12 protein-coding genes and 1 rRNA gene are annotated in these 10,748 nt (G+C 56.0%); 6 read left to right on the top strand and 7 right to left on the bottom strand.

All coding sequences use genetic code 11. The features are described from left to right. The first annotated feature begins 136 nt into the window (after positions 1–136). Positions 137–252 (top strand): 5S ribosomal RNA (rrf, locus tag J7J49_RS10745). Between the two features lie 251 nt (positions 253–503). Here rrf and hisC read toward each other — a convergent pair. Continuing rightward, a complete protein-coding gene (gene hisC, locus J7J49_RS10740; RefSeq protein WP_215092390.1) occupies positions 504–1,562 on the bottom strand; it encodes a histidinol-phosphate transaminase in 1,059 nt (352 codons plus the stop codon). 166 nt (positions 1,563–1,728) lie between these two features. Here hisC and J7J49_RS10735 point away from each other — a divergent pair, with 166 nt between their 5' ends. From J7J49_RS10735 to mnmH, 4 genes are all read left to right on the top strand, one after another. Beyond that, complete coding sequence (locus J7J49_RS10735) at positions 1,729–2,175, top strand: copper resistance protein NlpE N-terminal domain-containing protein (protein ID WP_064234023.1); 447 nt, start codon at positions 1,729–1,731, stop codon at positions 2,173–2,175. Between the two features lie 123 nt (positions 2,176–2,298). Then, the gene (radA, locus tag J7J49_RS10730) at positions 2,299–3,669 is read left to right on the top strand and encodes a DNA repair protein RadA (RefSeq protein ID WP_215092438.1); all 1,371 of its coding nucleotides are present in this window, start codon (positions 2,299–2,301) and stop codon (positions 3,667–3,669) included. 56 nt (positions 3,670–3,725) lie between these two features. Next, complete coding sequence (gene selD / locus J7J49_RS10725) at positions 3,726–4,763, top strand: selenide, water dikinase SelD (RefSeq protein WP_215092389.1); 1,038 nt, start codon at positions 3,726–3,728, stop codon at positions 4,761–4,763. A gap of 11 nt (positions 4,764–4,774) precedes the next feature. Then, complete coding sequence (gene mnmH, locus J7J49_RS10720) at positions 4,775–5,860, top strand: tRNA 2-selenouridine(34) synthase MnmH (protein ID WP_215092435.1); 1,086 nt, start codon at positions 4,775–4,777, stop codon at positions 5,858–5,860. 20 nt (positions 5,861–5,880) lie between these two features. Here mnmH and J7J49_RS10715 read toward each other — a convergent pair whose 3' ends face one another. After that, the gene (locus J7J49_RS10715; RefSeq protein ID WP_215092387.1) at positions 5,881–6,570 is read right to left on the bottom strand and encodes a type 1 glutamine amidotransferase; all 690 of its coding nucleotides are present in this window, start codon (positions 6,568–6,570) and stop codon (positions 5,881–5,883) included. A 123-nt stretch (positions 6,571–6,693) separates the two neighbouring features. Between J7J49_RS10715 and J7J49_RS10710 the strand changes: the two genes are divergently transcribed. Next, positions 6,694–7,296, top strand: a complete 603-nt coding sequence (locus tag J7J49_RS10710) for a YjaG family protein (RefSeq protein WP_064234426.1) — start codon at positions 6,694–6,696, stop codon at positions 7,294–7,296. Between the two features lie 3 nt (positions 7,297–7,299). Here J7J49_RS10710 and J7J49_RS10705 read toward each other — a convergent pair whose 3' ends face one another. From J7J49_RS10705 to hisB, 5 genes are all read right to left on the bottom strand, one after another. Continuing rightward, a complete protein-coding gene (locus tag J7J49_RS10705) occupies positions 7,300–7,806 on the bottom strand; it encodes a hypothetical protein (protein WP_082906629.1) in 507 nt (168 codons plus the stop codon). Positions 7,807–7,834: 28 nt separating this feature from the next. Beyond that, on the bottom strand, positions 7,835–8,608 hold the full coding sequence (hisF, locus tag J7J49_RS10700) for an imidazole glycerol phosphate synthase subunit HisF (protein ID WP_064234027.1): 774 nt from the start codon (positions 8,606–8,608) through the stop codon (positions 7,835–7,837). Beyond that, positions 8,605–9,351 carry a 1-(5-phosphoribosyl)-5-[(5-phosphoribosylamino)methylideneamino]imidazole-4-carboxamide isomerase gene (gene hisA / locus J7J49_RS10695; protein ID WP_064234028.1) on the bottom strand — a complete coding sequence of 249 codons (747 nt, stop codon included), beginning with the start codon at positions 9,349–9,351 and terminating at the stop codon, positions 8,605–8,607. The genes hisF and hisA overlap by 4 nt, the downstream gene beginning before the upstream one ends. 11 nt (positions 9,352–9,362) lie before the next feature. Next, a complete protein-coding gene (gene hisH / locus J7J49_RS10690) occupies positions 9,363–10,004 on the bottom strand; it encodes an imidazole glycerol phosphate synthase subunit HisH (protein ID WP_064234029.1) in 642 nt (213 codons plus the stop codon). Positions 10,005–10,080: 76 nt separating this feature from the next. Then, positions 10,081–10,674 (bottom strand): imidazoleglycerol-phosphate dehydratase HisB, encoded by a 594-nt coding sequence (gene hisB / locus J7J49_RS10685; RefSeq protein WP_064234030.1) that lies wholly within the window; start codon positions 10,672–10,674, stop codon positions 10,081–10,083. Positions 10,675–10,748: the final 74 nt, after the last annotated feature.

Here is a 10,748-nt window from a genome sequence, read left to right as displayed (position 1 = left end):
TGGTCGTGATGATAACGTGAAGAACCGGATACGCAAGCTGAGCTAACTGTTTAACACAGGGCTTGGCAATGAGACGCACACAATTTAGCAAGCAACGATAGAAAGCTAGTCAGCATGATGTACATTACCCGTTACGCCTGACGACCATAGCACGCGTGAACCACCTGATCCCTTGCCGAACTCAGAAGTGAAACCGCTTAGCGCCGATGGTAGTGTGGGGTCTCCCCATGCGAGAGTAGGTCATTGTCAGGCACTTATTAAACGAAGAACCCAGCCAATCGGCTGGGTTTTTTGTTTGTATGGAAGAAAGCCAAGGGGTCTCCCCATGGAGAGTCCCGGATGGCCGGCCCAGTCATCGTCAGGCACTTATTATGAAAAATCCCCCAGGGCTTACGCCTTGGGGGATTTTTTTTGCGTGTAAGTTAGGTTGTGAGGAGAAAATAGTGAGGAGTGAGGGGTAAACTTCAACACCTCACACCTCACACCTCACACCTCACCCTTTACTAAAGAAGCGTCTCTAGCGCTTCAATCAAACTATCCATCTCATTATCGGTTCCGATGGTAATACGTAGGAAGTTGTTGAGGTCTAAGGTATTAAAATGACGCACCAGAATGCCCCGCTCGCGTAGGCCAGCAAAAAGCTGTGCGCCAGGGTAGTCAGGGTGTTGAGCAAGCACAAAGTTCGCCTTTGAAGGCAAAACTTCAAATCCTAGCGCTTCAAGGCGCTGACGGGTGCGCTCACGCGTGGTAATCACATGCTCTCGGCAAGCTTCAAAATGCTCGACATCTTTCAATGCGGCGATACCGACCAGACTTGCCAAGCTATCGACTGGATAAGAGTTAAACGAGTCTTTTACCCGCAGCAGGCCATCAATCAACTCTTGTGAGCCCACCGCATAGCCCAGCCGCAAACCTGCCAAGCTACGTGACTTAGAAAACGTACCGGTGACTAGCAGGTTAGGATAGCGGTCAATTAGCGCTACAGCACTCTCTGCGCCGAAATCGACATAAGCCTCATCCACCAGTACCACGCGATCCGTGACGCGCTTAAGCAGCGCCTCAATAGCCTCCAGTGGGTGTGCATGGCCGGTCGGCGCATTCGGGTTGGCGAAGATAACGCCACTACGCTCAGTCTGGCTAGCAAGCGCCTCAATATCGACCTCCCACTGCTTATTGAGCGGATGCTTACGCAGCTCCACGCCATAAAGATTGGCGTAAACGGGATAGAAGCTATAGGTGATCGTGGGTACGTCGAGTGGCGCGTTATGGCGGAAAAATGCTTGGAAAGCAAACGCCAGCACCTCATCGGAACCATTACCCACAAATACTTGGCTACTTGCTACCTTAAATGACTCCGCTAACGCTTCACGCAGCGCTGCAGAGGTTGGGTCAGGATAGAGGCGCAGATGGTCTGTTGCGTAACCGCGAAGCGCCTCACCGACGCCTGGCGCAGGTGGGTAAGGGTTTTCATTGGTATTGAGCTTAACAAGCTGCTCGCGGGGTTGTTCGCCTGGCACGTAGGGCGTAAGTTCGCGAACGGCCGGACTCCAGTATTGGCTCATGTGGGTAACCTGATTATCCTAGCAAAGTACACCATGGTCGCTTGAAGGCTACCTAAGCGCAAGCATTCGCATCGCAGGGGGTGTGCGTCGCACCTTGTAGCGGTTATGCTGTCATAAGTGCGCGTAAATAAATGTGATGTCCAACACGAGATTAAGGAGACACTCTATGCAACTTAAGAGTTTGCTGGCCGGTTCGGCTATGTTGGCACTGCTGGCTGGTTGTGCAAGCAGCCCCATGGAACAGCAGCAAGAAGAGGCGGCTGCCGCACAGCAAAATTACCAAGGTTCACTGCCTTGCCGTAATTGCGATGGTATCGATCTGGATGTCACGATGGTGGGTGAAGAGATGAGCGCTGCTGAAGAACGCACCTTCACGCTGAACGCTTCTTACCGGAACCATCCTCAAACACCCCCGGATGAAAACTACGCGGGTAATTGGGAAGTGCTGACCGGTACGCCTTCTGATCCAGATGCTACGGTTTACGAGCTAACGCCGAATGGTGATGGTCAGATCTACTACTTTATGCGTATTGATGAGAGCACGCTGGAGTTGATTGACCCAGAGCGTCGCCGCTTTGAAAATGGTGAAATGCTGCAGCTAAAGCGTCAATAACGCGTTAGCCAGCAGTACAAAAGGCGGCCACTGGCCGCCTTTTGTGTTTGCTGGCTCTAACGATTGTAAAGTACGCGTTTGACGCAAGCGATTAGTGACAGCAACCGTAGGAGTGTCATGGCAGTGGCCAAAGCCAAAAGCGCCTTTGTATGCACCGAGTGTGGCGCCGAATATCGAAAATGGCAGGGGCAGTGCAGCAGTTGCCAAGAGTGGAATACGCTCAGTGAAGTGCATTTGGCGAGCGCCCGTCCCGGTGGCGGCGCAGCCTCTGGTCGATCTGGTTATGCGGGGGATCTATCCCGGGAAGTGATCGACCTGGGTAATGTGGATCTCAGCGAAGTGCCGCGTATGAGTTCTACGTTCGCGGAGTTTGACCGTGTGCTGGGCGGCGGGCTTGTGCCTGGCTCGGCAGTGCTACTGGGGGGCAATCCTGGCGCAGGTAAATCGACGCTGTTGCTGCAAACAGCCTGCAAGCTGGCCCAGCAGCGGCGCATTCTCTATGTGACCGGAGAGGAGTCACTCTCCCAGGTTGCCATGCGCGCTCATCGCCTACAATTGCCTACCAACGGTTTGAAGATGCTGGCCGAGACCAGCGTGGAAACTATTCTGGCGGTGGCTGAGCGGGAGAAACCAGAGATTCTGGTGATCGACTCTATTCAAACCATGCACCTGGAAGATATCGCCTCGGCGCCGGGTGGCGTTGCCCAGGTGCGCGAGTCGGCCGCCGCGCTGACGCGCTTCGCCAAGAAGACCAATACTGTCCTATTACTGGTGGGACACGTCACCAAAGACGGTTCACTGGCTGGCCCTAAAGTGCTTGAGCATATGATTGATGCCTCACTGTTACTGGAAGGCGGCGCAGACTCACGCTTTCGCACCCTACGTGGTCAGAAAAACCGCTTTGGCGCCGTTAACGAGCTAGGCGTTTTCGCTATGCTTGAACAGGGGCTTAAAGAGGTTAAAAACCCTAGTGCAATCTTTCTTTCCCGCCAAGAGGTGCAAGCGCCCGGCAGTCTTGTGATGGTGGTCTGGGAAGGCACGCGGCCGATTTTGGTCGAGGTGCAAGCGCTGGTGGATGAGTCTGCGCTGGGCAATCCACGTCGAGTCGCCGTCGGCGTGGATCAAAACCGTTTGGCCATGCTGCTGGCGGTACTTAATCGCCACGGCGGCCTATTTACCGGCGACCAGGATGTGTTTTTAAATGTCGTCGGCGGTGTCAAAGTGTTGGAAACCAGCGCCGATTTGGCAGTACTTTTGGCGGTGGTCTCTAGCCTGCAAAACCGGGCACTACCCAAAGAGCTAGTGGTATTTGGTGAGGTTGGGCTTTCCGGCGAAATACGTCCGGTACCCAGCGGCCAGGAGCGTATTGCCGAAGCCGCCAAACACGGTTTTCTACGTGCCATTGTACCGCGCGCTAATGCCCCGAAGCAGGCGCCCAAAGGCATGGAGGTGATTGCCGTGGATAAACTCAGTGACGCGTTGGACGCCCTTTAGTCTGCGCCATGCTGGGCTAAACTGATGATATTCCCCAAGTGCCAAGGAGAGACACGATGAGTTCGATTCGCTTGACTCAATATAGCCACGGTGCGGGCTGCGGCTGCAAAATCGCCCCAGATGTGCTGGATGGCATTCTTGCCAAGGCGGGGCCCGCGGCGGGCCATAAGCAGCTTATCGTCGGCAATCAAGGGCGCGAAGATGCCGCCGTTTACGATCTGGGCGATGGCCGCGGCATGATTGCCACCACGGACTTCTTTATGCCCATTGTCGATGACCCCTTCGATTTTGGGCGTATCGCGGCAACCAATGCAATCAGTGATGTTTTCGCCATGGGGGGGACGCCGGTGATGGCGTTAGGCATTCTGGGTTGGCCACTGGACAAGCTTAGCGCTGAAGTGGCGGGTGATGTCATGGCCGGTGCCCAGGCGGTATGTCGCGAATTAGGCGTTGCCCTAGCGGGCGGTCACTCTATCGATGCGCCTGAGCCAATTTTCGGGCTCGCTGTAAACGGCTTGATCGACCTGGACAAGCTGAAGCTAAACAGCACCGCCAAGCCCGGTGATCTACTGTTCTTAACCAAACCGTTAGGCGTCGGCATGCTCACCACGGCAGAGAAACGCGGTTTGCTGGAAATGGGTCACCATGGGCTTGCCCGTGAAACCATGCTTAAGCCCAATAGCATTGGTGTGAAGCTTGCCGATGTGAAAGGGGTGAACGCCATGACCGATGTCACCGGTTTTGGTTTGGCAGGCCACCTTGCGGAAATGTGCCAAGCCAGCAATGTGATGGCACAAATTGATTTTCGTAAGCTGCCACGTCTCGCTGAGGCGGAGTCCTATCGTCGCCAGGGCGCTGTGCCTGGCGGTACGCTGCGTAATCGCGATGCGCTGGGTGAAAGCCTACCCATTATGGACGAAGCCCACTGGCAGTGGTTATGCGACCCACAAACCTCCGGCGGCCTGCTGCTCAGCGTCGACCCCGCCTGGGAAGACGACGTTGAGCGCATCGGCCGCGAATTCGGCCTGTCGTTACACGCATTTGGAGTAATGAAAGCGCGTCAAGGCAACGCCTCCATTGAGGTGGTCGGGTGACACTAGCCGCGATGTCAGCAACGACGCCAGTGGTTCTGAGTTTAATCAGAGAAGAGCGTCCGCTAATAGATGTGCGCGCCCCGGTGGAGTTTGCCCAGGGCGCGCTGCCCGGTGCCGTCAATCTGCCTTTAATGGTCGATGATGAGCGCCATCAGGTGGGCATTGCTTATAAAAAGCACGGCCAAGCCGCGGCGATTGAGTTAGGCGAACGCTTAGTCAGCGGCGAGGTCAAGCAGGCGCGGATCGCGGCGTGGCAGGCGTATTTAGCCGATTATCCCGACGCACTGATTTACTGCTTTCGCGGCGGGCTACGTTCAAAAATTGCTCAGCAGTGGCTAGAAGAAGCCGGTATCTCAAGGCCGCGCCTGGAGGGTGGTTGGAAAGCCATGCGTCAAGCGCTGTGTGAGCGCATCGAGACCGCCGCTCTTCAACCCATGCTGGTTGTCGCGGGGCTGACCGGATGTGCAAAAACAACGCTGATTAACCAGCTTGATAACGGCGTCGACCTGGAGGCTTACGCGCATCATAAAGGCTCCGCCTTTGGGCGCAGGCCCGAACAGCCTGCCACGCAAATCAACTTTGAGCATGCGCTGGCCAAGCGGCTAATTGGGCTGACGGAAGGGCTGGTCATTGAAGATGAGTCCCGCCAGATTGGTAATGCCAATATTCCGCTGAGCTTTTGGCGGGCACTGCAGCAAGCGCCACGGGTGCGTATCGAAATGCCATTGGACTGGCGCCTAGCTCAGATCCAGCAGGACTATATTATCGATCTGGAGCAGGCCTATGCCGCTCGCCATGGCGACTATCAAGGCTGGCAATTAATGCAGGCACAGTTAAGCAACGCGCTTATTCGTTTAGGCAAACGCTTAGGCAACGCGCGCCTGCAGCGCTTACAGCGGCTGCAGGCGCTGGCCTTTAAGGAGCATGCCCAAGGCAACCCCCAAGCCCACGAAGCCTGGCTTGCGCCGCTACTTACCGAATACTACGACCCACTCTACCGTTACCACTTAGAGAAGCAGCGCGACGCCGTTCCGCCAGAAATTCATGTGGGTGATTGGGATAGTTGCCTAGCGGCCGCCAGGCAGTGGAACCGCTGACGGCCATATTCTTGCTACGGTTACGCCGCTTTAAGCCACTGAGTCATGACGCGATCCAGTAGTGGCGCTAAATTAATAAAGCGGTTGGGGGCTTCAAGGATCTGCGTGTCATCCTGAACGTAGCGGGTGGCGGTGAGCGGTGCGCTGGGCCACTCGGCGCTGCCTAACAGCTGTTTTACGCTAGCCGCGGTGGCTTCTAGATGGCACAGCAGACCGAGGACACGACCTTTGTCCCAGGCAAACCCCTGCAGCGGTGCGGCTTCGCTACCACCGAGGGGAAACGCATCGTCGGGAAGGCTAAAGACGTAGCGATGCCACATAAAAGCGGTGAAGGTTTCAGGTAAATCGAGCGAGCTTTCCGGCGCAAGGGTGACCGTATGCCAGCCTGTTTCAGTATAAGTACCAGGCGCCACCACTGAGCCCAGCGCCTGGGCAATCCAGTGTGCGCCCAGGCCTATGCCCAACAGCGGTTTTTGGCCGTCCAGGTAGCGGTTGATCAGTTTGTCTTCTGCTTTAAACCACGCCGGGGGTTGGCTGAGTAGTGCCTCTGGGCCATCGAGGACAATCAGCGCATCAGATTCGTTTGGGCGGGGTGTCAGCTCGCCTGCGTAGAGATGAAAAACGGTGTAACTATGGCCCATACTGGTTAGCCAGTCGGTTAAACGGGCGGGGCCATGGTCAGGGCCGTGCTGTAGCAGATGAATATGCATGGTAATCTCCTCGCCGGCCGTACAATCATCGAAGCGCTGGGGGATCGCCCCAAGCGTATAGAGACGATAACGTACCCACTACTTTTCACCAATATCCCACGTCAAGCGTTCCAGGAAATCAGTATGGTGTCGAAACCCCAGGGCTTTTACCAACGGCTGCAAGAACTCCCTCTCCCCGCCCAGCAAGCCTTTATGGCGGCGCTATGTGAGCGTTTGCTGCCTAACTATGTGCTCTATGAGCAAACCACCGGCCACGGCGATAGCCATACGCTGCGTACCGTGCTGAGTTTGGTCTGGGAACGGCTTAATGTGCCTAACGCCAGTATCGACTTTGCTCGCCAGGCGGAAAAGCTCGCTGAGTGTGAGCCGCCGGAAGAGGATGACAGCTTTGGTGCTCGGCGAGCCCTGGATGCCGTGGTGTCGGTCTCGGCGCTTCTGGACACCCTACAAGGCGACTCCCCAGAAGCCGTGCTGGATGTGAGCCGCACATCGCGTGCGGGCGTGCGCGCCTTTATAGAGCTCACCGAAGGTGAAGTTGACGCGCAAGCGTTGGCACTGATGATTCGCGACCATCCGCTGATGGCCGATGAAAACGACTTTCAAGACGCTGTGCTCGACACCGTCAGCGAGCCGTTGGATAAAGCGGGGCTAAAAGACGTGCGCGAATTAGGCCGCAATGGGGGGATTAGTAACCTGGGTTTGTCGCTGGACGAAGTTGAGGAGTAGCGGCTAAAAACGCACCCCCGCGGTTACCATCATGCCAGCAGCGCCAAATACAATCAGGTCAGATTCAAATCGGCCCCACTGCACACCGATACTGGGGAGTGCTGCCGGGGCGATTTCCAAGTGATTGAGCGGAATTTTGTCGCGATACTCACCCTGGTAGCCGCGCAGGAGACCGGCGGTTAGTTTGGCGCGCACGTTTAAACCCTGATCGGTTTGCCACAGAGGAAATTCCCGCCCTGCATAGAAGTACCAAGAAGGTTGATCAAAGGAATTTTTGAACCAAGCGGCGCCCGCTAACCAGCGATTCGGATTATGCAGTTCGATGCTAATCAGGTCTTGCTGGTTGGTATGGTCTGGATCGGGGCTGAAGTGGCGGGTATAAAGGCTGGTTTGCACCAGAGTGTGATCCCACTCCAACGCCGGTGTCCAATCAGGTAGCGAGAATGCAGTAGCAGGCATGCTAATCAGCAGACCTGCTAGCCATCCCATCCATGGATGTAAGCGATACATTCGATGTTCCTGGTTGATAAAGGGCATTTTAAAGCCGCATTTCGATACCGCGTTCGGCCATATAACGTTTAGCTTCAGGAATGGTGTACTCGCCAAAGTGGAAGATACTCGCGGCCAACACCGCATCGGCGCCGCCCTTGAGCACGCCATCCACCAGGTGATCCAGGTTACCCACTCCGCCTGAGGCAATGACTGGCACGCTCACTGCTTCGGAAATTGCATGGGTCACGCCCAGGTCAAAACCAATCTTGGTACCGTCGCGATCCATGCTGGTCAGCAGTAGTTCTCCCGCGCCGAATTCCACCATCTTCTTCGCCCACTCAACGGCATCCAGACCCGTTGGGCGACGGCCGCCATGGGTAAAAATTTCCCAGCGGGGTGTCTCACCCTCTTCAGAGACCCTTTTGGCGTCGATCGCTACCACAATGCACTGGCTGCCAAAGCGTTCGGCGGCTTCGCGCACAAACTCAGGATTGGTGACCGCCGCGGTGTTGATCGAGACTTTGTCTGCCCCGGCGTTCAACATGGTGCGAATGTCGTCACAGCTACGAATGCCGCCACCGACAGTCAACGGGATAAATACTTCCCCGGCGATGCGTTCGACCATTTCCACCGTAGTGTCGCGGTCTTCGTGGCTGGCGGTAATATCGAGAAAGGTGATCTCGTCGGCGCCCTGCTGGTTATAGCGCTGGGCAATCTCCACCGGATCACCGGCATCGCGAATGCCAACAAAATTGACACCTTTGACCACCCGTCCGGCGTCTACATCCAAGCAGGGGATAATGCGTTTGGTAAGGCTCATGAGCCGCCTCCCGTTAGTTGGTCGCTCAATCGCTGGGCCTCGGCGACGTCCAGGCTGCCTTCATAAATCGCCCGGCCAGTAATAGCGCCCAGGATGCCGCTATCAGCCACCTTGCAGAGGGCTTTGATGTCGTCCAGATTGGTCACACCACCCGAGGCAATCACCGGTAAACCGCCTTCTCGGGCCAGTTGCGCGGTGGCTTCCACGTTGACGCCCTGCATCATGCCGTCGCGGGCAATGTCGGTGTAGACGATGCTGGAAACGCCATCGTTGGCGAAACGCTTGGCCAATTCAGTAGCCTTAACCGTAGAGACTTCGGCCCAGCCGTCGGTGGCGACATAGCCATCTTTGGCATCGAGACCAACGATCACATGGCCGGGAAAGGCGCGGCACATCTCGCCCACAAATGCAGGCTCTTTTACCGCTTTGGTGCCGATAATGACGTAAGAGACACCGGCACTTAAATAATGCTCAATGGTTTCCGCACTGCGGATACCACCACCAATTTGAATCGGCAGGTTGGGGTAGGCGCGGGCAATCGCCGTGACAGCATCGCCATTCACCGGTTTGCCTTCAAAGGCGCCGTTCAAATCGACTAAGTGAAGGCGCCGGGCCCCTGCCTCTACCCAGCGGGCTGCCATCGCGACTGGATCATCGCCGTAAGAGGTCGCGTCTTCCATGCGGCCCTGCTTTAACCGGACACACTGGCCGTCTTTGAGATCAATAGCGGGAATTACCAACATACAAAATCCTCTCAGGGCGTCCAGGTAACAAAATTTTCAAGCAGGCGGAGGCCCGCGCGTGAGCTCTTTTCCGGATGAAACTGCACCGCGAAGGTCGAATCACGGGCAATGGCCACGTGGGCGCTTACCTTACCGTATTGGGTAGTGCCAAACACTTGGGCATCTTCCGCGGCATTAACGTAGTAGCTATGCACAAAGTAGAAGTGTTCGCGGTTATCAATACCGGCCCAGAGCGGGTGTTCATGGTGCTGTTCGACCACGTTCCAGCCCATATGCGGTACTTTCAAACGCTGCTCGTGGGCGTCGCGCATATCGCCAGGAAAGCGATCCACGCTGCCTTTAAAGAAGCCTAGGCACTCCACGCCGCCGTTCTCTTCGCTGCGCTCCAGCAGCATCTGCTGTCCCACGCAGATTCCCAATAGCGGCTTGGCTTGACGGGTTAAAATATCGTCCACCAGCCCACGTAACTCGGTGCGTTCAAGTTCGCCAACGCAGTCGCGAATGGCCCCTTGGCCGGGCAGAACCAAGCGCGTTGCGCCCAGAATGCGGCGCGGGTCTCGGGTAATGACGACATTCTCATGGGTCACATGCTCCAGCGCTTTGGCCACGGAATGTAGATTACCCATCCCATAGTCGATTACAGCAATGGTCATGAAGCGCTCCTTGGAGAAGTGGACAAAATAGGGCTAACGGCATAGCCCATGGCATCGCACAGGATACAGCGCAGCATCACAGACTTCCTTTGGTGGAGGGCATTTGGCCTGCCATGCGCGGGTCTTCTGCCACGGCCATGCGTAGCGCCCGACCGAAGGCCTTAAAAATCGTTTCCGCCTGATGGTGGGCGTTAAAACCTTTTATATTGTCGATATGCAGCGTGACGTGGGCATGGTTGACGAAGCCTTGGAAAAACTCCCAGAACAGCTGAGTGTCCATACTGCCGATGGTATCGCGAGTAAACTCAACGTTCATATGTAGCCCTGCCCGACCGGAAAAGTCGATCACCACGCGAGAAAGCGCTTCATCCAGGGGCACATAGGCGTGACCATAGCGGTAGATACCGCGTTTATCGCCAATCGCTGCAAAAAACGCTTGGCCTAGCGTAATACCCAGGTCTTCTACGGTATGGTGGTCGTCAATATGCAGGTCGCCAGTGGCGTTGATGTCGAGATCGATCATCCCGTGGCGGGCAACTTGATCAAGCATATGATCCAGAAACGGAACGCCGGTTTGGCAATTGAGACGGCCTTCACCGTCGAGATTGACGCTGACCTTGATCTGCGTTTCGTTGGTGTCACGGCTAACCGTGGCAATACGCGCTGACATGTTGCATCTCCTGCGCTAAGGCGCACTCTGAGGGATGGCCGATGGCTCTGCATCAACTTACCATTATTTGATCA

It is taken from the genome of Halomonas sp. ISL-56 (genome assembly GCF_018612805.1).
Lineage (GTDB): Bacteria > Pseudomonadota > Gammaproteobacteria > Pseudomonadales > Halomonadaceae > Vreelandella.
Note: the sequence above shows the minus strand (reverse complement) of the source record. Positions and strands in the feature narration are given on the sequence as shown.

What these genes read in the sequence shown, in the direction of transcription:
- hisC (WP_215092390.1), bottom strand. Translation starts at nt 1,562, where the DNA reads ATGAGCCAATACTGGAGTCCGGCCGTTCGCGAACTTACGCCCTACGTG.
- J7J49_RS10735 (WP_064234023.1), top strand. Translation starts at nt 1,729, where the DNA reads ATGCAACTTAAGAGTTTGCTGGCCGGTTCGGCTATGTTGGCACTGCTG.
- selD (WP_215092389.1), top strand. Translation starts at nt 3,726, where the DNA reads ATGAGTTCGATTCGCTTGACTCAATATAGCCACGGTGCGGGCTGCGGC.
- mnmH (WP_215092435.1), top strand. Translation starts at nt 4,775, where the DNA reads ATGTCAGCAACGACGCCAGTGGTTCTGAGTTTAATCAGAGAAGAGCGT.
- J7J49_RS10715 (WP_215092387.1), bottom strand. Translation starts at nt 6,570, where the DNA reads ATGCATATTCATCTGCTACAGCACGGCCCTGACCATGGCCCCGCCCGT.
- J7J49_RS10710 (WP_064234426.1), top strand. Translation starts at nt 6,694, where the DNA reads ATGGTGTCGAAACCCCAGGGCTTTTACCAACGGCTGCAAGAACTCCCT.
- J7J49_RS10705 (WP_082906629.1), bottom strand. Translation starts at nt 7,806, where the DNA reads ATGTATCGCTTACATCCATGGATGGGATGGCTAGCAGGTCTGCTGATT.
- hisF (WP_064234027.1), bottom strand. Translation starts at nt 8,608, where the DNA reads ATGAGCCTTACCAAACGCATTATCCCCTGCTTGGATGTAGACGCCGGA.
- hisA (WP_064234028.1), bottom strand. Translation starts at nt 9,351, where the DNA reads ATGTTGGTAATTCCCGCTATTGATCTCAAAGACGGCCAGTGTGTCCGG.
- hisH (WP_064234029.1), bottom strand. Translation starts at nt 10,004, where the DNA reads ATGACCATTGCTGTAATCGACTATGGGATGGGTAATCTACATTCCGTG.
- hisB (WP_064234030.1), bottom strand. Translation starts at nt 10,674, where the DNA reads ATGTCAGCGCGTATTGCCACGGTTAGCCGTGACACCAACGAAACGCAG.